Annotated in this window: 17 protein-coding genes; 8 read left to right on the top strand and 9 right to left on the bottom strand. The window is 48.3% G+C overall.

Going from position 1 to position 20332, the window contains the following annotated elements; genetic code table 11:
* Positions 1-21: 21 nt before the first annotated feature.
* The 3 genes from ACJJIS_RS18675 to ACJJIS_RS18665 all read left to right on the top strand — a co-directional run bounded on the left by ACJJIS_RS18675 (position 22) and on the right by ACJJIS_RS18665 (position 5386).
* Positions 22-1236 carry an efflux RND transporter periplasmic adaptor subunit gene (locus tag ACJJIS_RS18675; protein WP_475708791.1) on the top strand — a complete coding sequence of 405 codons (1215 nt, stop codon included), beginning with the start codon at positions 22-24 and terminating at the stop codon, positions 1234-1236.
* Positions 1233-4382, top strand: coding sequence for an efflux RND transporter permease subunit (locus tag ACJJIS_RS18670; RefSeq protein ID WP_444895218.1), 3150 nt, complete (start codon positions 1233-1235; stop codon positions 4380-4382). The genes ACJJIS_RS18675 and ACJJIS_RS18670 overlap by 4 nt, the downstream gene beginning before the upstream one ends.
* A gap of 83 nt (positions 4383-4465) precedes the next feature.
* A complete protein-coding gene (locus ACJJIS_RS18665; RefSeq protein WP_444895217.1) occupies positions 4466-5386 on the top strand; it encodes a phosphoribulokinase in 921 nt (306 codons plus the stop codon).
* A 70-nt stretch (positions 5387-5456) separates the two neighbouring features.
* Here ACJJIS_RS18665 and ACJJIS_RS18660 read toward each other — a convergent pair whose 3' ends face one another.
* Both ACJJIS_RS18660 and ACJJIS_RS18655 read right to left on the bottom strand, forming a co-directional pair.
* Complete coding sequence (locus tag ACJJIS_RS18660; RefSeq protein ID WP_444895216.1) at positions 5457-6374, bottom strand: hypothetical protein; 918 nt, start codon at positions 6372-6374, stop codon at positions 5457-5459.
* A 1183-nt stretch (positions 6375-7557) separates the two neighbouring features.
* On the bottom strand, positions 7558-7962 hold the full coding sequence (locus tag ACJJIS_RS18655) for a hypothetical protein (protein ID WP_282934304.1): 405 nt from the start codon (positions 7960-7962) through the stop codon (positions 7558-7560).
* A 272-nt stretch (positions 7963-8234) separates the two neighbouring features.
* Between ACJJIS_RS18655 and ACJJIS_RS18650 the strand changes: the two genes are divergently transcribed.
* Together ACJJIS_RS18650 and ACJJIS_RS18645 are read left to right on the top strand one after the other, a co-directional pair.
* A complete protein-coding gene (locus ACJJIS_RS18650; RefSeq protein WP_413664359.1) occupies positions 8235-8687 on the top strand; it encodes a methylglyoxal synthase in 453 nt (150 codons plus the stop codon).
* 185 nt (positions 8688-8872) lie between these two features.
* Positions 8873-9298: an ExbD/TolR family protein gene (locus tag ACJJIS_RS18645; protein ID WP_413664360.1), complete on the top strand. Its 426-nt coding sequence runs from the start codon at positions 8873-8875 to the stop codon at positions 9296-9298.
* A gap of 127 nt (positions 9299-9425) precedes the next feature.
* Here ACJJIS_RS18645 and ACJJIS_RS18640 read toward each other — a convergent pair whose 3' ends face one another.
* The gene (locus ACJJIS_RS18640) at positions 9426-10208 is read right to left on the bottom strand and encodes a tryptophan 2,3-dioxygenase (protein ID WP_413664361.1); all 783 of its coding nucleotides are present in this window, start codon (positions 10206-10208) and stop codon (positions 9426-9428) included.
* A 129-nt stretch (positions 10209-10337) separates the two neighbouring features.
* On the opposite strand from ACJJIS_RS18640, the gene ACJJIS_RS18635 reads away from it, so the two are divergent.
* From ACJJIS_RS18635 to ACJJIS_RS18625, 3 genes are all read left to right on the top strand, one after another.
* Positions 10338-11585, top strand: coding sequence for a Zn-dependent hydrolase (locus ACJJIS_RS18635; protein ID WP_444895215.1), 1248 nt, complete (start codon positions 10338-10340; stop codon positions 11583-11585).
* Positions 11586-11673: 88 nt separating this feature from the next.
* Positions 11674-12594, top strand: coding sequence for a dimethylarginine dimethylaminohydrolase family protein (locus tag ACJJIS_RS18630; RefSeq protein WP_475708790.1), 921 nt, complete (start codon positions 11674-11676; stop codon positions 12592-12594).
* Between the two features lie 215 nt (positions 12595-12809).
* A complete protein-coding gene (locus ACJJIS_RS18625) occupies positions 12810-13589 on the top strand; it encodes an enoyl-CoA hydratase (protein WP_444895214.1) in 780 nt (259 codons plus the stop codon).
* A 45-nt stretch (positions 13590-13634) separates the two neighbouring features.
* On the opposite strand, the gene glpQ is transcribed toward ACJJIS_RS18625, so the two are convergent.
* The 6 genes from glpQ to ACJJIS_RS18595 all read right to left on the bottom strand — a co-directional run bounded on the left by glpQ (position 13635) and on the right by ACJJIS_RS18595 (position 20320).
* The gene (gene glpQ, locus ACJJIS_RS18620) at positions 13635-14723 is read right to left on the bottom strand and encodes a glycerophosphodiester phosphodiesterase (protein WP_475708789.1); all 1089 of its coding nucleotides are present in this window, start codon (positions 14721-14723) and stop codon (positions 13635-13637) included.
* A 154-nt stretch (positions 14724-14877) separates the two neighbouring features.
* The gene (locus ACJJIS_RS18615; protein WP_444895212.1) at positions 14878-15297 is read right to left on the bottom strand and encodes a hypothetical protein; all 420 of its coding nucleotides are present in this window, start codon (positions 15295-15297) and stop codon (positions 14878-14880) included.
* 459 nt (positions 15298-15756) lie between these two features.
* Positions 15757-17388: a long-chain fatty acid--CoA ligase gene (locus ACJJIS_RS18610; RefSeq protein WP_444906427.1), complete on the bottom strand. Its 1632-nt coding sequence runs from the start codon at positions 17386-17388 to the stop codon at positions 15757-15759.
* A 100-nt stretch (positions 17389-17488) separates the two neighbouring features.
* On the bottom strand, positions 17489-18952 hold the full coding sequence (locus tag ACJJIS_RS18605) for a M48 family metalloprotease (protein ID WP_413664368.1): 1464 nt from the start codon (positions 18950-18952) through the stop codon (positions 17489-17491).
* Between the two features lie 30 nt (positions 18953-18982).
* Positions 18983-19645, bottom strand: a complete 663-nt coding sequence (locus ACJJIS_RS18600; protein ID WP_475708788.1) for a hypothetical protein — start codon at positions 19643-19645, stop codon at positions 18983-18985.
* Between the two features lie 12 nt (positions 19646-19657).
* Positions 19658-20320: a hypothetical protein gene (locus tag ACJJIS_RS18595; RefSeq protein WP_444906425.1), complete on the bottom strand. Its 663-nt coding sequence runs from the start codon at positions 20318-20320 to the stop codon at positions 19658-19660.
* Positions 20321-20332: the final 12 nt, after the last annotated feature.

Below are 20332 nucleotides of genomic sequence, written 5' to 3'. Positions count from 1 at the left end.
GCCCAACAGGTTTAGTAAGTTATGAATGTATTGGTATCAATCTGGTCAAGGCGCAATTACCGGATGGCAATTATTGTTTCGGTGATCGCTATTTTATGGCTGCTGAGTGGGCAGTTATTCTCCGATGCAGAGGATGAGCAGTCAGAACCTAAAGAGGTAACTGCCAAGAAGCCAGAGCCTGAATTGCGAATTCAAGCCCAAATCATTGAGTCCAGCCCATACGCCACTCAGATACTAGTGAATGGACGCACTGAGGCTAACCGGCATGTACGTTTGCGCGCTGAACTGGATGGCATTATTGCTGCACTTCCAGTTTCGGAAGGGCAGACAGTTAGACAAGGGGATGTCATTTGCGAAATCGAGGCTGAAGATCGTATCGAGCAACTGGCATTAGCTGAAGCGGCAAAACGCAAAGCAGAAATAGACTTTGCCGGTGCTGAGAAACTTAAGAAAAAAGGATTGCAGTCGGATACAACAATGGCCCAGCAGCAAGTTGAGCTTGCCCGAAGTAAGGCGGAGTACACACGTGCCAAAGTGACGGTAGAGAAACTGAAAATTCGTGCACCATTTGCTGGAGTAGTGAATAGCCGAGCGGTGGAGCTGGGAGATTTTATTCGCCGGGGAGAGGAATGCGCGACCATTCTTGACTTGGATCCCATCTTAATTGTTGGCGAAGTTTCAGAGGATCAAGTGGGGAGCCTTGTTGAGGGCGGGCCGGCCAGAGCCCAATTACAAAGAGGGCTGCTAGTAGACGGATACCTCCGTTATATCAGTCAACAGGCGCAGGAAATTACTCGGGCTTACCGAGTGGAGGTAGCAGTAGATAATCCAGGTAATCAACTTCCCGGAGGCTTGAGTGGTCAGCTGGTCCTCCCGACCGGTGAAATTACGGCCCACCATATTAATGCTTCTCTACTCACGCTGGATGATAGCGGTGAATTGGGGGTACGGACTCTCAATGATAAAAACCAAGTGCAATTTATCAATGTTTCACTGGTTGGGGATGGTGATGGCGGCGTCTGGGTTTCTGGGCTGCCCGACACAGTCACTCTGATTACTGTGGGACAAGAATATGTCACTACGGGAGATTTGGTTCGTGCGGAAATACTGAAAACTGGGGTGGAGTTTTCCCGGGAGAACGAAGCGAAGAAAGCTCCCGCAGTAGATTCCGCAGATTCCGCAGAGGTGACTCCGGTATCCGAAACTTCAGTGATTCCCGAGGGGGATTCGCGATGAAGCTGTTGGAAAGCGCTATTCAAAGAAATCGCAGCACAATATGTCTGATGCTGCTGATTGTTTTAATTGGCATAGTTGCTCGCGCAGCGATGACAATTGAATCAAGCCCTGAGGTGAACCCCCCATTTGTAATTGTACAGGTCACTCATGAGGGAATTTCCCCAGAGGATGGTGTACGCCTGTTGGTCCGCCCTCTGGAGAAGGAAATTCGTGCGGTGGAAGGGGTTGTCGAGGTGATTGCTGTCGCCCGGGAATCCCTTGCATATATCGTGATTGAATTTGACTCTGCCATTGGTGTAGATGATGCCGTCGATGATATTCGCAATGCTGTAGAGCGGGCCAGGGCTGAGCTGCCCCGGGATGCCGACGAGCCTACCGTGGAGGAAGTATCCGCTCAACCTTTCCCCACCATCGTCGTTACCCTATCCGGCGAGCAAGTGAATGAACGGGTTTTACTGCGCTCGGCTGAATTGCTTAAGCGGAAGATAGAGAGTATCCCTGAGGTGCTAGGTGCAGATCTCCATGGTAATAGGGAGGAGGTCGTTGAGGCAGTGATTGATCCGGTGCGACTGGAGCACTATCAAATCACCAGTGCGGAGTTAATCAACGCGGTATTGGGGAACAATCTGTTAATTCCTGCAGGGGAGCTGGAAACCAATCGGGGCCGTTTTTCAGTGAAAGTCCCAGGGTTGATTGAGACCGCTCAGGATGTTTATGAAATTCCGCTCAAGAAGTCACGCGATGGAGTTGTGACCTTGGGTGCTGTTACAGATATTCGCAGAACCTTCAAGGATGCCGTGAGCTACACCAGTATCAATGGCCGTCCGGGGCTCGCTATTAATGTTGAAAAGCGCAACGATGCCAGCTCTGTCGATGTTGCGGATCGAGTCCGGGAAGTGGTTCAGGCTGAATTTGGTGTTTTGCCGCAGGGAATTACGGTTGAGTTTGTTTTTGACCAATCTGATTTTGCACGGGATATGGTCAGTGAGATGCAGGGAAACATCCTGACCGCGATGCTATTGGTAATGATTATTGTCGTTGCCGCGCTCGGCTTTCGCTCGGGAATTCTGGTGGGGCTGGGAGTGCCCTTCTCTTTGCTGTTTGGTTCCATCATCACCTGGTATCTGGGTTATTCGTTTAACTTTATGGTGATGTTCGGAATGTTGCTGGCCCTCGGTATGTTAATTGATGGCTCCATTGTGATCACCGAGTTTGCCGATCGGAAAATGGCTGAAGGCTTGTCAGCAAGGGAGTCCTATATTGCATCAGTCAGTCGGATGTTCTGGCCGGTAGTTGCCTCAACGGCGACTACCCTTGCAGCATTTTTGCCTATTATGCTGTGGCCTGGAGTGGTGGGAGACTTCATGCGTTACCTGCCCGTTACAGTATTTGCAGTATTGGCGGGGTCACTCTTGTACGCCCTGTTTTTTGCTCCTGTGCTGGGTTCACTGTTTGGCAAAAGCGCAATGGATGCCTCTACTCGTAACTACCTGAGTCAGTTAGAGGATGGCTTACCTCGAGCCCTGCCTGGAATTACCGGCTGGTATGCGCGTATTCTTGAGAAGGTTCTACAGCGCCCATTGGGTGGGTTCTTAACCACTATTGCCATTCTGGTTGCCATCTTTATTGGCTTTGTCAATTTTGGTGCGGGTGTTGAATTTTTCACGGATACAGAAGAGCAATACGGCAATGTAGAAATTAGGGCCCAGGGCAATTTGTCCATGGAGGAGAAAAAAGCCCTGGTGGTGCAAGTGGAAAGAGCCGTGCTTAGTGTGCCTGAGGTCCGAATAGCTCACACTACTATTGGTTCTGGCGGAATTTCTGGAAATTCTGATCGTTCCCCAGATCAAATCGCCAATATGTTAGTGGAGCTTTATCCCGCAGAGGAACGCGAGCGGCGGAGCCGCGACATTTTTGCCGATATCCGTTCCCGCACCTCAGATTTTGCCGGAATTAAAGTAACCGCAAATGTAATGGAGGGAGGACCGCCGGTAGGCAAGGATATTGTTCTGGAGTTGCGCAGTCAGAACTATGAGCAGCTACTGCTGGAAACCTGGCGACTACACCGTGCAATGGAGGAAATTGGCGGGTTGCGAGATATTGTAAACACCGCGCCACTACCTGGCATCGAGTGGGAAGTGAAAGTCGATCGAGCCAAGGCTGCCCTATATGGTGCCGATCTAACTGAAGTTGGCAGGGCGGTGCAGTTGGTTACCAATGGCGTCCGGGTTGCAGAATATCGACCCGATGATACGGATGAAGAAGTAGATATACGTATCAGGTACCCCAGAAGTGCCAGAGGCATAGCCGCGCTCGATCAGCTAAAAGTTAATACCGTGCAGGGTACCGTTCCGATTAGCAGCTTCGTACATACGGAAGCCATGCCCAAGGTCGATAAGATTGAGCGAATCGACGGAATTACTCGCATGCAAATTAAGGCTGATGCGCAAGAGGGGATTCTGCCGGATGACAAAGTGAAGGAAATAAGGAAGTGGTTGCAGAGTAATCCGGTGGATAACCGGGTTGAGCTGCTATTCCGTGGGGCGGACGAGGAGCAGAATGAGTCTTTTCAATTCCTCGGCATAGCCTTCCTCCTGGCTCTGTTTTTAATGTTTATCCTGTTAGTAACACAGTTCAACAGCTTCTATCAGTCTTTATTAGTACTTTCATCTGTGATTATGTCCACTTTGGGGGTGATGTTTGGTCTGCTAATAACACAAAGCACCTTCAGTGTGATTATGACTGGAGTGGGGATTGTGGCGCTGGCTGGAATCGTGGTGAACAATAATATTGTACTGATAGATACCTATAATTTCGTGCGTAAGAATGAGCCGAGCCTGACACCAACGGAAGCAGCAGTAAAGGCATCGACACAGAGGCTGAGACCGGTCTTTTTGACAACGGCAACAACTATCCTCGGGTTGTTGCCCCTGGCGCTAGGCGTCAGTGTGGATATGGTCGGACGCAATATTGTTGTCGATGGAGTGATAGCCTCTTTTTGGGTGAAGCTAGCCAGTGCAATTGTTTACGGGCTTACCTTTTCCACTTTGCTGACGTTATTGGTTACACCCATTATGTTAGTACTACCGGGCCGCTCCAAGAAGAGGGGTAATCCAGAGGGGGTTATTGAGTCGGTAACGAGTTAGTGACGGCTATATAAGTACTGTAATCATACTTAGTGATCACAAAATTCGGGGGCTTAGGCCCCCGTTTTTATAGCAGGGAATTTATGAATAAGGCTAAATGGCCGAATGAAGTTTTAGAGCGTAGTGGACAGCTTAAGGAGAGTTTATCGGGGCCTTTTAAGGAGTTGTTGCGTGAGCACCAATTACCATGCGATTTCCTCCAGGTACTCGAACAACTTTTTCTTCCCCTCGGAGTTTGGGTACTGACTCGCCATAAGCGCAGCAATCCATTATTAATTGGGGTTAGCGGGGGGCAGGGTACCGGCAAGTCGACCCTGGCGGATGTGTGGCAATGTATTTACCAGGCGATGGGCTATCGCTGCTGTGTTTTGTCTCTGGATGATATCTATTTAACGCTGGAACAGCGCCGCAAGCTGGCTACACAGGTACACCCTTTACTCGAAACTCGTGGTGTGCCGGGAACCCATGATATCGGCTTGGGAATTAGCATGCTCAAGGCCCTGTGTGCAGCCAATACTGATTCCGCTATAGCATTACCTAGGTTTGATAAAGGACGTGATGATCGGATCCCTGAGCACTTGTGGCCCGTATTCAAGGGGCAGGTTGATGTTGTTATCTTCGAAGGATGGTGCCTAGGGGCCAAGCCTTCAGAAGGGCATGAAGGACCGCTCAATGAACTGGAGTGCAGGGAAGATAGTACTGGCGAATGGCGAAATTATATTAATCAACAGTTGGAAGGTTCTTATCGAGATCTTTTTTCGCTTATCGATGTATGGGTGATGCTCAAAGCGCCGAGTATGGAATGTATCGTTGAGTGGCGTAAGTTACAGGAACATAAACTCAGGATTCGCTCCGGAATGGGGATGACAGATCAACAAATTGTTCAGTTTGTACAACACTACGAAAGAGTGACGCGGAGCTTACTAGAGGATATGCCGGGTTGGGCAGATTGTGTTATTGAGTTGGGGGAGGACCATCAGGTGAAGGGCTTGCGGATGCAGTAAGTTCTGTTTAAACCCTGGCGAGGCCAGGGTTTAAACTAACTGAATAAATCAGTTTTACTTAAGCGCTGGCTTACTTAGCCTTGGGCGGACGACCGCGACCGCGCTTTACAGGAGCAGCTTCAGTTGCTGCTGCGGCTGTGGCTTCTGCTTTTTTGGGGCGCCCTGGCTTTTTCTTAGCGGCTTCCGCTTTTGCTGGGCGACCGGGCTTCTTTTGTGCGGATTCTGCCTTAGGTGGGCGGCCACGACCGCGTTTTACAGGAGCAGCATCAGTTGCTGCGGCGGTTGCGGTCTCTGCTTTCTTGGGGCGGCCGGGCTTTTTCTTAGCGGCTTCAGTTTTAGCTGGGCGACCGGGCTTCTTTTTGGCTTCAGTGGCGTCTTTTTTGGGACGGCCAGGCTTTTTCTTAGCTTCTTCGGCCTTAGCGGGACGACCAGGCTTCTTCTTGGCTTCTTCAGTTTTAGCTGGGCGGCCGGGCTTTTTCTTAGCTGCGGTGGCTTTCTTCTTGTCAGCAGCAGCGGCTTTTTTAGCGGCAGCAGCAGTTTTCTTTGCTTCGGCAGCGGCTTTTTTCTTTTCAGCAGCAGCCAGTTTCTTAGCTACAGCAGCTTCTTCTTTAGCGACGATCTTAGCTACCTGAGAAGCCAGCTTGTTGGCGGCTTTGATTTCAGCCAGTGCATCTTTGGCTTCAGTTGCGGCAGTTTTGGCTTCAGTTGCAGCAGTTTTAGCTGCAGCGGCGGCTTCACGTGCTTTTTTCAGCTGTTGCTGTTGAGCAGCAGTCTTTTTCTTAGCTCTAACAGTCGCTACTTTATCTTGAGTAGTTTTTGCTTTAGCAGCAGCTTTCTTGGCACTGTTTGCCAATTTCTCGGCTTTGACAGTCAGGTCTTTTTCCTGCTTAAGGCGGGCAGTTTCCAGTTTAGCGGTAAGGGAGCGTAGCTCCGCTTCCATTTTTGCGACGTCGCTGGTAGCGACTTGAGCAGCTTTTTTAGTAGCCATTTAAATATCCCTGCAAAATGAATTGTTTTAGTAAGTGGGGGCATTCCTATCAATTATTCTCAGCCATCTTTAACGGAATTAGGCACCGTCCAAGATGCATGTTTTCGGCAGAAAACAATTGATAGTGAGTCCCCCCAAGCTAGCGGCGCTAATTGCAGCTTATTTGTATACCTAATTGCAAGTCCTTTAGATGGTTTTTTTCTATTTAATGTAAAAAAAATGGCTTTTTTTTACATATTTTTCAATTGGGGGCCGTTTGAACTGTGTTTTTGATCTTTTTGGGAACTTGAAAGCACTCATTACTGGTGATTCTTTAACTTCAATATTCCTTGTATCAGGTCAGTATCGGTGGCGTTAAATAGTTGAGTAATTTTGTAAGCTTTATGAACTTGTTGGTTTAGTTGTTTTGGCTTTTATAGTTGGATTTTGATGGTGGCAGATAGTTTCTGTTCATCAATTAACAGAGAGCCGGATTAACAAAACTTAACTGCGAGCTTTTGCCTGCGCCAATTAGCGGGCAACCTCCATAGCTGGTTGTGTAACCTTGCGTATTGAAGTGTGATATTCAAATTGCGGAAAGTTGCAAGTGTCAAGATGTCAGAGACAGTTTGAATCCTACTGCCGTACCCTGGCATTTAGTAAGGAATTAAAAACTGGGAGCGAACTTACACTCATGTACGGGATCTACTGCCCAGTATATAAGTTCCAACCGGTTGGGGTATTTGGGGTCTTGGCTGCCGGGATTTGACATTATTGCTGCGAGGTTTACTTTTACATAGCGGAAAGCAAACCAGTGATAAATCTAGTTATAACCATGTATTTAATGGGACGGAACTGTATTAGTTTGTGCTCTTCAGTTGAGGTCTTTTTAATTACCGAGAAAGCGAGCGCTTGGTCTCCAGTCATTTGTTTTGCTATCACGTGACATCCCTGCTAGCCATAAAAGGAGTAGAGGGCAGTTGTTCAGAGGCAAGTAATACCAGAAGCTATTTGAATGCAGTCCTGATTATCCGTGCGTTGATCAACAATCTTAATGATATTTTTATGGGCAATGCTTCTGCTTTGGAGTGGCTGCTCTTACCGAAGGCAACCTTATGAGTTTTGCAATGGGAGAGGGGGACAGGACTGACCCAGTAACAGAATATCTCTGTCACTGGGGTGATATGGAGTCAATCGCGTAGCTTTATAGTGGCCCGTAGGGCAAATAACGATTGTTGGAATTCTGGCGAATCCATAACAGTTGTTCTTTTGTTAATGGCGTCGAGCGTTGCTTGAGTACTTTGGCGAGGGGAATTACTGCAGACTCAGCGCCGGCGTCCCAGCCTGGCAGATTCATTTCTGCCAAGGTAAAGAAGCGGATCAGTTGCCATAGCTGGGCACTGTTCCAATGTTCGCTCTCTTCGATCCAGTGTTGGAAGGGAAGGCGAATAAGTGTAGAGGGTACTTTTTCAAACGCTCCTACTGATTCTGTAAAAGGTTTATCTGACTCTGCAATTTCGATAAGTCTGAGCAACTGCTCCCGGTTGAATTCTTCACTGGTTTCATTTTGTGGGCCACTTACCTGTGGCTCCCAGGCTCCTACGCTCATACTTACTCCTTATAAAGGTCCGGTTTCTTGCTGTTGCATTATAGCGAGGGGGGCTGTGTTCAGGGGGATCTTACTCTAGATAACAATGAATAAAGAGGTCTTTGAATTAATCCACATTACTTCTTCGAATCTAATGAATCGTTTTGTAGTAATTTTGGAAGTCTCTATAAAGGAGTTGGGTTGCGATAACAGGGACTAAACCTACGGGAAAATCAAATCTGTCGGTGCTTATTTGAGATACTATAGAAGAGACTCTTGATATTGAGGTTCAAATGGAATTTATTGCTAAAGCACTGCCGGCGACAAAGCGAGTGGCTCTGGTAGCCCATGACAACCGTAAAGATGCCATGATTCAGTGGTGTCTCAGACATCACAATCTGCTCAAACGACACCAGTTATTGGCTACGGGGACTACTGGTGGAAAAATTGAAGATGCGACGGGTTTAAGTGTCGAAAAGCTCTTAAGTGGCCCTCTGGGAGGTGATCAACAGCTCGGAGCGAGGATTAGCGAGGGGCAGGTGGACTTACTGATATTCTTCTGGGACCCCTTTGAGCCCATGCCCCATGACCCAGACGTCAAGGCACTACTGCGTATTGCTGCAGCGTGGAATATCCCAGTGGCTTGCAACCAGAGCAGTGCAGATATGGTGGTACAGTCACCATTGATGGACCAATCCTTCGAGCATGAGGTGCCTGACTATCACAGCTATCTAGCAGGACGTTAGTCGGAATTTTTGCTTAAAATTTGATCTTTTCTGTCGGCTCGATTCTGTAACTTATTGATTTTTAAAGTTTATTTATCTCTGTTATCGCTCGCACTTGCAATGCTTGCGAAATCGCGGCAATCTTGCCCACCAGATTAGACCGGTCAATCCGGCACCCCTGATATTTGAAAATTGCACGGTGTTTTATGAGTAGACGACGCGGAAAGGCCGTAGAAGAAGAAAAGGCAGATATCGACCTGACGCCCATGTTGGACGTTGTGTTTATCATGTTGATCTTCTTTATCGTGACTGCTTCATTTGTTAAAGAGAAGGCGCTGGATGTGAATGTGCCTGATCCGAATGAGACCAGCAATGCTGAGCCAGATCCTACCAAGCAGAATATTCTGTTGATGGTTAGCGCAAATGATGAAATCACCATGGCGGATGGCAGCCGTATTGACAGCCGTGCTGTACGGGCCCGTATCGCCCAGATGTATGCGGAGAACCCGCAGGCAATGGTGATTGTGCGTGCACACAACAAGTCTAGTGCGGATACTTACGTACAGATTGCGGATGCCGCGAAGGAAGTGAGCCTGGGTATTCAGGTCTCCCTGGTACCTTACGAGGACTAAGTTCCCGGTGAGTTACCCGCGCTTAAAAAGCCAGCATATTGCTGGCTTTTTTCATTTGTGAATTATGGTTTTGAACTGGTCACAAATTGGGGTGGTACTTAAGTACCCCCTCAAATGAAATCCGATATCAGAATTCTGAACGAATTGCCCAGAGGTCGGGGAAAACCGGTCTAAACAGGGTTCCCTGTAAATAACCTACTCCGCTCGATCCACCAGTCCCCATTTTCCTGCCAATTGTTCGCTCGACCATTTTTACATGTCTGTAACGCCACTGTTGTAACGAAGTATCGATGTCCACCAAAGCCTCACAGATTTCACTTACCAGTGGATCATTGCGATAGATATCGATCAGTATTTTCTGGACGGCTGAAGAAGGTTCCGCAACTTGGCTAAAATCCCTTTCAAGCTCATTAGCGGGTACCTTATGCCCTTCGTGAACCAAAAAGTTTAGGAAAGCATCCCAAAGGGTCGGCGCCTCAAGGCGCTTCATCAAGCGCTGGTAGTGCTCTGAGCCAGGGGTATAGTTTTCCAGTTTTTTCGGGTCCTTGGCTCCGTAAAGAAATTCCAACTCGCGAAACTGGTACGACTGAAAACCACTAGCCGTGGATAGTCGATCGCGGAAAGACATAAACTCCAGTGGGGTTAGGGTTTCCAGGATATCGACCTGTTGAATCAAAGTACGATAAATCGTGTCGACACGTTTAAGTGTATGCAATGCGCGATTGCGTTCACCTGCGTTGAATAGTCGCACCAGGAAATCCAGTTCATGCAACATTTGCTTGAACCAGAGCTCGTAGCTTTGATGAATAGTAATGAAAAGTAGTTCGTCGTGCTCGGGACCATCGGAAAGGGGTTTTTGGCACTGCAAAAGCTCGTCTACTTTTAGGTAAGAGCTATAAGTTATTGTCATAGTCAGCTGCTTCCTGAGTGTGTTTTGACCAGTTACAAAATAATGCTCTCTTTAGCCGGTGTGGATCAAAACAAAAATTACGGCAAAGTGATTTATATTGGACCCATTATAAAGCCCGGAGCTCTTTGAATGGAAAACCCAGCGCAAAACCTACGTGTCAATGGCTCTCGCCTTTGGGATAGCCTGATGGAAATTGCTGAGATAGGCGCGACCCCAGCGGGCGGGTGCAATCGACAAGCCCTGACAGATGAAGACCGTGAAGGGCGCGACCTTTTCGTGCGCTGGTGCCGAGATATAGGCTGTGAGGTCAGAGTGGACCAGATGGGCAACATTTTTGCCCGACGACCGGGAGCAGATAACAGCTTGCCTGCGGTAGTGACTGGTTCTCATTTGGATACCCAGCCCACGGGTGGCAAATTTGACGGTGTATATGGCGTACTTGCCGGCCTGGAAGTTCTGCGCACTCTAGAGGATCAAGGTATCAGGACCAAGGCCCCATTAGAGGTGGTTGTATGGACTAATGAAGAGGGTGCGCGCTTCTCTCCTGCAATGGTGGGCTCCGGGGTTTGGGCTGGCGAATTTAGCTTGGAGTATGGGCACAGCCGCGCGGATAAATCGGGCATCACCATCGGTGAAGAGTTGGAGCGGATCGGCTATCTCGGTACTGAGCCAGCTCAGCCGAGGGCTATTAAAGCTTCATTTGAAGCGCATATCGAGCAGGGCCCGATCCTCGAAAAACAGGATCAGGTAATTGGTGTTGTCACTGGTGTACAGGGTATTCGCTGGTATGACGTAACTTTTTACGGAACGCCTTGCCATGCGGGTCCAACTCCGATGGAGGACCGCCGTGATCCGGTCCAGGCAATGTCCATTCTGTGCGAGCGCATGTATCGTGAAGTCCGGGAGTATTCAGAAGATGCGCGTATGACCTGTGGGGATTTAAGGGCGGCGCCGGGCAGCCGAAATACAGTTCCTGAAGAGGTTGTGCTGGCACTGGACCTCCGTCACCCGTTACCTGAAGGGTTAAACCATCTGCATAAAGCCTTGTATAAGGCGGCTGAAAGAGTACAGGAAGAGACAGGTACCAGAGTCGATATTCGTGAAGAGTGGTACTCACCTCCCGTCGCCTTTGATAAGCATTGCATTGATTCGGTTAGCAGTGCTGTGCAGACCTTGGGATATAGCAATCGCAAGATGGTTTCAGGTGCTGGGCACGATTCCGTATATGTTTCCCGAGTCGCCCCTGTCTCTATGATCTTTGTGCCCTGTGAAGGAGGGCTGTCGCACAATGAAGCAGAATCGGCGGAGCCGGATCATCTTGAGGCGGGTTGTAATGTGTTGCTTCACGCAATGCTAAACAGTGCGGAGCAGGCTTAAGTAGCAGTAAAACAAGTGCTTCTGTCAACTCTCGGCGTTGCACTGTCTTTGTTTTGGCATAGTTGATAACAAGTTGGAATTTAGGCGAATGAGTAATTTTACTTTGAAGCACCGTCAGGATAACGGCGGTACGGCACCCCTGAGTGAGTGGGGGATGGATTCAGAATACGGTGTACTGAGAGATGTTCTAATTGGGCCTGTGGATAACTTCAGCTGGCGCACTGGTAATGCGAGTGCGCGACGTGCCGAGCGCCTCGGTATGAAGTTTGATCACAAGGTGGCGATGACACAGCATGGAGAGATGCTCGATGCTTACCGCCACGCAGGAGTGAATACGCACCTTATTCCAGCGGATAACACATTGCCCTACCAAATTTACGGTCGCGATTCCTCGGTAATGACCCCTTGGGGGCCTATCGTGACTCAGATGTTCAGCCCTTGGCGCCGTGGTGAGTGGGCGCCCATAGTGAAGAAATATGCAGAGCTGGATATCCCTATTTACGACATTATCACCGCAGGCTCTCTGGAGGGCGGTGATTTTATGGTGTTAGAGCCCGGCGTCATTCTGTGTGGCTACTCCGGCGAACGCACCAGCCCGCAGGGATTTGAGCAGATGAAAAGTTGGGTGGAAAAAGAGGGCTGGGAAGTTAAAGGCTACCAGTTCGATCCGTTCTTCCTGCATATTGATGTGATGGTAGCCATGCTTGCGGAAAAGCTGGCAGCAATTTGTGTTGATGCTGTTGAGCCGGAGCTGGTGCAGTGGTTTAAAAGCCGAAATATAGAGATTATCGATATTCCCTTCCCGCAAGTATTGGAACTTGGAGTGAATGTCGTTGCCCTGGGGAACGATCGAGTGATGCTACCTAAGGCCAATACCGGACTGGCGGAGAAGTGTCGCGCACATGGCCTGGAAGTTATCGACCCGGATATTTCAATGATTACTCCGGGGGGCGGTGGCGTTCATTGCATGTGCCAACCTCTGCGCCGGGATTCAGCCAATAAAGTTTGATTACTGTTGATGGTTATCTAGAGGGCCCGGTCACTGGTGACCGGGTTAATCCCGTCAACGAAAGTGGTTGATTAGGAACTCGAACCTCTGGGAGTAGCGGTTAATATGAATCTCCTAAATAGATGGCCTACAGCGGATTAAAAGTGGCTTCCGTTGGGGTTCCATAATTAGGCTACTGAGAGTAGCCCAATCTACTTCTTACCCCGGAGAACAATATGCAAAGCGAATGCGCTGAAATTCAGGCTCAGCTTAAGGACCGCATCCTCGAGATTACGATTAATCGACCCGGGCGCAAAAATGCCCTGACTATGGCCATGTATACCGCGATGGCAGGGTTATTGAATAGCGCAGCTACAAACCCGGATGTTCGCGTCGCGATTATTACCGGTGCTGAGGGTATATTCACCAGTGGTAACGACCTGACAGATTTCCTGGGCGGCTCTGCCGAAGGGGAGGAGTCTCCGGTTTTCCAGTTTATGAGTGCTCTCTACCACTTCCCCAAGCCGGTAGTTGCAGCCGTTAATGGCCCCGCAGTAGGTATTGGTACGACCATGCTGTTGCATTGCGACCTGTCTTTTGCTGGAGACGACGCCATGTTCCAGATGCCGTTTGTGGACCTGGGGCTGTGTCCAGAGTATGGCTCCAGCTACTTATTGCCCAGGATCGCCGGCCATGCCAAAGCTTCTGAACTATTACTGTTGAGCAAGCGTTTTAGTGCTCAGGAAGCCGTTGAGATTGGTATCTGTAATGCCGCAGTGGCGCCAGAACACGCCATAGTTCGAGCACGTGAAGCCGCAGCTGAGTTAGCGAGGAAAGCTCCGGCCGCCCTGCGTTTAACTAAGCAGCTTTTGCGCAGAGCAACTCAAGAGAAAGGGTTAGAGTTTATTCAAGACGAAGGCCGTTACTTTAAGGAACGCCTCGCCTCTGATGAGTTTAAAGAGGCTGCTATGGCCTTCATGGAGAAGAGACCAGCGGACTTCTCCAAGTTTGATTAAGTAAAAAAAGGCCGCACTATGCGGCCTTTTTTCTGATTTCATTTTTTAACGATCCCTATGTCCCCGGGAAAGATAGTTAACGGCTCTGTCGGGGTGGTCGGTAAAGAGACCGTCAATGCGCAGCTGATATACAGCGAAATGCAGGAAGTCCTCGAAGCTTTCAAATTCTTCGGGAATCTTGCCTGTATCGGCGCGGAAAGTGTAGGGGTGAACCTCTAGTTGTCTGCGGTGTGCCCGGCGGACAACACTGTTAGCTCTTGGTTGGCCATTTGTCACTTCCATTAACATAGGATACCAGGGGCCAATCCCATCTGCGTAGGTGGCGATTTTGCGCAAGCCCCCCTGTTGCAGCATCCAGTCATAATTGTACTTTTCAATTTCTCCATTCACTTCGACCAATTTTTCCCCCCAGTCGGTGGCGGCGATCAATTGAACTAATGATAGATCCATCCCCATGGAGGGCATCAGCTCAAATTTAACTCGCTGAAGCTCTTCTGCATCAAAGCACTGGAAGAAAACTTTGTGATCGCGATCGGTATAGCCGTATTTCTTGAGTGATTGCAAAGCTATAGAGGCAATATCTTTTCCTTCCCAGTGATGGAAGTAGGGTTTTTTAATCTCCGGGTAAATGCCAATATCGTAGCCCAGAGATCGGTTAAGCCCCTGAATTAATTCCAGTTCTTCCTCAAAGGTGGATAGCTTAAAGCTAGATTTCCATATTGGAAATCTCTCGGGGTATTTTGCTTGAAGTCCATCCTCACTATCTATGAAGGGCTCTGATACCTGAAGCTGTTTAAGTTCGCTCAGGGTAAAATCGATAGTGTAAAAGTGACCATCATCGCGAGCGCGCTGGGGAAAAACGTTGGCGACATTAGTTACACTATCTAGATAAATATCGTGCATTACGATCAAGTGATCATCTTTGCTGAGTACCAAATCTTGCTCGATATAGTCTGGACGCATACCGTAAGCCAGCGCTTTGGATTCGAGGGTGTGTTCAGGTAGGTAGGCTGAGGCACCTCTATGAGCTACCACAATAGTTTGTTTATTTCTCTGATCAAAGTTATCCGCGCAGGTTAGTGTTGCGGCTATAGAAAAGCCAATCAACACTACTGATAGAATGTTTTTTAACATCTGATAAAGGCCCGTGATGAATTGTGGGGCACTTTCTAGCAGAGAAATGTGACAGGGATATAACTGAATACGAGAGCCCTGCCGGGACGAGGCTTTCGCAGAGCTATTCAGCGCGGCTTCGTCTATCTGATAGGCATTATGAACCCTGGAGACTCTAATTTCTTCTCTCTTGAAGGTTGGCTTTGAAGGCTGCTCGATTTTCTTCTTGAAGATTTTTGAACTCTGCTAATTGTTGATCCGTCAGTACGGTGGACATTTCACTGAGCGTAGATTTTCTGATAGCGGCCATTTCTTTGCCTAACTGGCGCTTCTCACGAAAGCTCATCTTTTGGATAGCGCCAGAGGGACTTTCTATGTTAACGCCGTATTTTGCAAGCACTTGGCGGCGTTGTTCATTGGCTGATTCCAGGATTGGCTTTACTTTTTCTACCTGCTCATCAGAGAGGTTAAGCTTGGCTTTAGTTGCCTCTAAGCGCTCCGCAAGTTGTGCGGCATGGTCATTATCTGCCCAAGCTAGGGTATTTGCAGAAATGGTAATTATTGCAGCGATTACCAAACTGAATAATTTCTTCATTGTGACTTCCTCGTTAATGAGTAAATGCCGTTGCTGTGAGGAGTATGATAATGGCTAGATTGTAAGCCAGTGCCATCCAACGCAAGGAAGTGTAAATTCCCTATTCCCTCTCACATGGACTGAGATATTCCAGGATATCCACAGTCAGATACTTCTACTCAAGATAATTCTAGACAATTCTGGTTGGCTAGTGCGCCTAGGTAAGTCAATAGAAGATAAACCGATATCCAGTCAGCCCGGAAACCATGAATCGATAAGGGTTAATAGTCAGCAAGCAAAGATTGTCGCCTACAGAGGAACCGCTGGTTTAGGTATTAACAGGAAGTTAAGCATTCTAAAACGGCGCTATTTCAGCGCCGTCAAAATTTAATCAAGACTTGAGGCAGGTAAAATTGCGTTATTACAGTGCAACGCTTTGCTATGCCGCGATGATGCCTGCCAAAAGCGTCTTAATCCCCTTCACACAGTGGCTTCGTGAGACCATAGATAGTCGGCATAGATTTCCCGAAGGTCTTTTTTGCTGACTTTGCCTGTAGCCGTATGGGGGATTTCCTTGGCAATGACACAGTCATCGGGAATCCACCAGTTGGCAAAATGCCCTTTAAAGGATGCCAGAATCTCCTCAGTTTTTAGTGTTTTGCCTTCAGCGGGAACAATGATCAGGAGAGGCCGCTCAGCCCACTTTTCATGGGCAACCCCAATAACAGCGGCTTCGGCTACTCCCGCCTGTGTCATAGCAAAATTCTCCAGCTCAATAGAGGAAATCCACTCGCCGCCGGACTTGATAACATCCTTAGTGCGATCAGTGATTGTCAGGTAGCCGTCAGCATCGATCGTGGCAACGTCACCAGTATCAAACCAGCCGTCTTCGGTAAGTGCTGACTCTTTGGATTGGTAGTAGCGCTCACAGACCCAGGGACCACGCACTTGAAGGGCTCCAAAAGCCAGCCCGTCTTGTGCCAAGGTATTTCCCTCGGGGTCTACAATACGCATCTCGACCCCAAAGCCCGCTCGGCCCTGCTTGAGCCTGAGGGCCTGTGCTTCGTCTTTAGAGAGGTTCTCAGGTATGCGGGCATTGTAGGTTCCCAGTGGGCTCATTTCAGTCATGCCCCAGGCGTGATGGGTGTATACCCCATGCTTTTGCTCGAATTCCTCCATAATACTCCAGGGGCAAGCCGATCCACCCACGACTACTCGATTCAAGCTGGGTAGGGTCTCTTCACTTTCCCGCAGGTACTTGAGCAGGGCGAGCCAAACGGTTGGAACGCCGGCAGCGATAGTAACGGCTTCCTTTTGAATTAATTGACTGAGCGTTTCTCCACACCCCATTTGGGGGCCAGGTAACACGAGTTTTGCTCCAACAGCCGGTGCCGCATAGGGTATTGACCAGGCGTTGACGTGAAACATGGGAACAACAGGCAATATGGCTTCGTCCCTTCTAATCGCAAAGACATCTGGCATCAATACGCCGTAGGTATGCAGCATCAGAGAGCGATGGGAATAAAGCACCCCTTTGGGATTGCCTGTTGTGCCTGATGTATAACAGAGTGCTGCTGCACTCTCTTCCTCTAATTCAGGCCATTGAAACTCAGTGGGCTCTGCTGCAATCAATGTTTCATAGCAGTAAACATTGCTCAGGCTTGTGGCGGGCATATGTGCTTTATCAGTTAGCACAATGATGCCTTCAATCGAATCTAGATATTCTGCCAGAGATTCGATTAGGGGCATAAATAGTGGATCAATAAACAGCCATCGATCTGTGGCATGCTCAATAATGTAAGATATTTGCTCAGGGAAAAGCCGGGGGTTAATGGTATGGCAAACGAGCCCGCTGCAAGAAGTTGCGTAGTAGAGTTCAAAATGCCGGTGATCGTTCCAGGCAAGAGTACCAATTCGATCTCCATCATTGGCTCCAAGCTTTTGTAGTGCATTTGCCAATTGCGAGACTCGCTCAAAAGCTTGTTGATAGCTATAACGAAAATCGGGGTTATCCAAGGTAACTGAAACAATCTCACTATCCGGTGAGTTGCTTAGAGCATGCTTCATAATACCGGTGAGGATGAGCTGGGATTGCATCATCATGCCATTCATCACTTACTCCTTATTATTATCTTTTATTTTCAGATAGACACTAACCCTCCAAAATTTTGGGGGGTGATAGAAAAAGGATTAGGGGCTGCTTCTTATAAAATTATTGAACGATCTTTATCCATTCTCCGGGCTTGGGTTCTCCTCGGGGATAATAACCATTTAAGAGGCGTAATTGCTCCTCTGCATATTCGCCGATTTCCATATGTTTTGCCAGGGAGGCAAAAGTAGTTTTTTCATTGGCCTGGACGTAGCGCAAGCGTTTGATGTCCTTCTCTTCTACAATGTCAGTTTGTCGTAGCGGCCTGAAGCTTCTAATGCTGGTCAGGAATAAATTGTCATATTTATCAATAGCTTCTGGATCTGAGTCTTCATCATTTGTGACTTTCCCCTGCAGTACAAATTGTCTGCTACCATAAAAAATTACCGCAATTCTGTCTGGATCTGCATCCTCTTTTTCAAGCGGTGGAATTTTTCCGGTATGGCCTTCAAGTCGATATTGATTGAGTTTCTCCCCTTTTTCCAGTTGTCGTAGATCGAACTCTGAACGCAGAGCCATATCAGCGGGCTGGTTGCCATCACGTTGGGTCACTGTAATGGTAATTTGTGCACTTTTATCAGGTGCAGAGCCGACAATGGCTGAACGTTGATTTTCTACCAACCAGCCATCGGGAAATAGAAGGGAGAAACCCAGCCGCTTGTGATTGTAGCGATTTTTAGTGGACTGCTGTGTGTTTTGTCCATATACAAGGCCATCTGTTTTTTCCCGATAGTATTCTACTTTGGTTTCTTTGTTATCTTCGGGAAGCTGGCCCGCAGCGTTTACAACTTCCTGTAGGCGAAGGTCATTTCTCGGGTGAGATGCAAAAACACCATGGTAAGTTTGCGGTTTCTTGCCCTCAATACGGGCACGGCGCCGGGCAAATGTCTCCTGATCCTTTAATAGCCCAATAACATTGATCATGGCCTGGGGATCATAACCAGCGTTGAACATATACTGGGCGCCGAAGCGATCCGCTTCCAGTTCCATCTCACGGCCGTAGCCCTTCACAGCAGCGGTGCTATATAAATTTGCAACATCTCCGACTACACCACTACCGGTAACCAAAACTGACAATACTGATACAACGCTGGCTCCGGTCGCAGCTGTTTTTTGCCTTACCGCATGGCGGGCGGTGATATGGCCAATCTCGTGAGCTAGTACAGCCGCCATTTCAGCTTCAGAGTGCAGGTAAGTTAGAAGGCCTCGGTTGATGTAGATATACCCACCGGGAAGGGCAAATGCGTTGATATCCTGGCTGTCGATGATCGTAAATTGGTACTTGATATCCGGTCTGTCGCTGGCGGCGGCAACTTTTTGCCCGACATGATTAACATAAGCGGTTAGGACTGGGTCTTTATAGATCGGAGTGCTCTCTATTAGCTTCTCATGCATCTCTTTACCAATGGAGATCTCCTTGTCCTCTGACATTAGAACAAGGTCAGGCTTATTGGTGGCAGGGTTAAATGCACAGCCTGCACTGAGTATTAGGATAGCGCTGGCAAAAACACGCTCGATAAATTTCATTACCCCTGGCCTCCCGTAGCGTCTTAATTTTTATGAACTGGGTGTTACTGCTGGCATCAAGAATTGTTGGAGCTGCAGCGCCATTCCTTTACAGGCATTATTCTGGACCCTGGCGATTAGTGGTATTGGAACCACGATCGCGGGCATATAGGAGGTTCCTTTGGCATCTGCACTAAGTTTCCCAGATAATTCGCGGTCCCTGAAATCCCATACTGCCGCTTCGTAGTCAGATTCCTTATCCCAGGTCCCAAAGCCAAAGCACCCTGCACCGCCGGTACTGATGGTACAGCTGATAGAGCCGGCACTGGCTGTGGTCTCTGTTGAACCATCAATCCAGACGATGTACTTCACTCCATAGGTTTCCATTCGCTCACGCACACTTTCATTTTCCATCAGGTGATCTAGGGAGCGAACATGCATAGGTGCTGTCCTGGGTTCAAACCAGGGGTACATAAGATCGACAAAGTCTTGCTCTGGAATAATGTTTACACCTAACTCAGGGTTGTGTAGTTCTCTACCAACACAGGCAATTAAATCAGGCTCTGTTTCATATTCACTGGAATGACGGCGGCCCAAGATGACGACGGAATCTCCTTCGGCAAGCTCACCATCGGAGCGTCGATACTCATCAATTACGACAGTGGTACAACCGCTAATAAAGATTATCGCTGCAACTAGAAGTGGCTTGAACACGATTTACTCCTCTTATTCAGCCTTTTTGGCTTTCACCTTGATTTCTCTCAGTGATAGCGATCGGCGCTTCCCAGAGAGAAAGGCCTGTAGTTCAGGGACTTTCCCAAACCCGGTATAAAGATTTGCTCCGGCATCGCGCAGGGCGATATTTATCGCCTGAGTTAATGCCTGTTCCTGGGACTGTAAAAATGCGGTAGGGGTTTTTCCGTATGCGGTTATTACCCAGTTGGCAACCTGTCCGCCACTGGGGTCAAATGCGGTCATGTTATATTTAATCCATACCTCAAAAATATTGACCCTTGTCTCTCTGGGCATTGTGAACTGCAGCTCTCGCACTTCTGGAACTATCACCAGTTCGACATTGGCGGGGACTTCTTGTGGATAACTGGATAGAGATACGGTATCGGTAAACATGGAACCCAATACTGTTTCAAACAGATTTTTTTGTGCTCTGCCTGTGCTTATATTCCATTCTTCACGATCTTCACTGTCTTCTTTATAAGTGAAACTTTTAAAGTCCTCACTGAGGTAGAAGCCTACGGTTATTGGCAATTGATCGCCTATTGGGGATGGGTAATTGCCATCCACCTGTACTGTATGACTGCAAGCACCCAGGAAGAAACTTACAAGAATAAGTACCTTTAGGTGTCCAAAGGAAGTCGACCTATACCTCATATGTTCCTCCTT

The sequence above is a fragment of the Microbulbifer maximicatervae (SeqCode) genome (genome assembly GCF_056231245.1).
The sequence above is the reverse complement of the archived record's forward strand: the minus strand, read 5'-3'. Positions and strand labels throughout refer to the sequence as shown.

Excerpts from the sequence above, each read along its gene's own strand:
- ACJJIS_RS18640 (WP_413664361.1), bottom strand. The coding sequence starts at position 10,208 with ATGACAATAACTTATAGCTCTTACCTAAAAGTAGACGAGCTTTTGCAG.
- ACJJIS_RS18665 (WP_444895217.1), top strand. The coding sequence starts at position 4,466 with ATGAATAAGGCTAAATGGCCGAATGAAGTTTTAGAGCGTAGTGGACAG.
- ACJJIS_RS18615 (WP_444895212.1), bottom strand. The coding sequence starts at position 15,297 with ATGAAGAAATTATTCAGTTTGGTAATCGCTGCAATAATTACCATTTCT.
- glpQ (WP_475708789.1), bottom strand. The coding sequence starts at position 14,723 with ATGTTAAAAAACATTCTATCAGTAGTGTTGATTGGCTTTTCTATAGCC.
- ACJJIS_RS18595 (WP_444906425.1), bottom strand. The coding sequence starts at position 20,320 with ATGAGGTATAGGTCGACTTCCTTTGGACACCTAAAGGTACTTATTCTT.
- ACJJIS_RS18605 (WP_413664368.1), bottom strand. The coding sequence starts at position 18,952 with ATGAAATTTATCGAGCGTGTTTTTGCCAGCGCTATCCTAATACTCAGT.
- ACJJIS_RS18610 (WP_444906427.1), bottom strand. The coding sequence starts at position 17,388 with ATGAATGGCATGATGATGCAATCCCAGCTCATCCTCACCGGTATTATG.
- ACJJIS_RS18655 (WP_282934304.1), bottom strand. The coding sequence starts at position 7,962 with ATGAGCGTAGGAGCCTGGGAGCCACAGGTAAGTGGCCCACAAAATGAA.
- ACJJIS_RS18630 (WP_475708790.1), top strand. The coding sequence starts at position 11,674 with ATGAGTAATTTTACTTTGAAGCACCGTCAGGATAACGGCGGTACGGCA.
- ACJJIS_RS18660 (WP_444895216.1), bottom strand. The coding sequence starts at position 6,374 with ATGGCTACTAAAAAAGCTGCTCAAGTCGCTACCAGCGACGTCGCAAAA.
- ACJJIS_RS18650 (WP_413664359.1), top strand. The coding sequence starts at position 8,235 with ATGGAATTTATTGCTAAAGCACTGCCGGCGACAAAGCGAGTGGCTCTG.
- ACJJIS_RS18645 (WP_413664360.1), top strand. The coding sequence starts at position 8,873 with ATGAGTAGACGACGCGGAAAGGCCGTAGAAGAAGAAAAGGCAGATATC.
- ACJJIS_RS18675 (WP_475708791.1), top strand. The coding sequence starts at position 22 with ATGAATGTATTGGTATCAATCTGGTCAAGGCGCAATTACCGGATGGCA.
- ACJJIS_RS18635 (WP_444895215.1), top strand. The coding sequence starts at position 10,338 with ATGGAAAACCCAGCGCAAAACCTACGTGTCAATGGCTCTCGCCTTTGG.
- ACJJIS_RS18670 (WP_444895218.1), top strand. The coding sequence starts at position 1,233 with ATGAAGCTGTTGGAAAGCGCTATTCAAAGAAATCGCAGCACAATATGT.
- ACJJIS_RS18625 (WP_444895214.1), top strand. The coding sequence starts at position 12,810 with ATGCAAAGCGAATGCGCTGAAATTCAGGCTCAGCTTAAGGACCGCATC.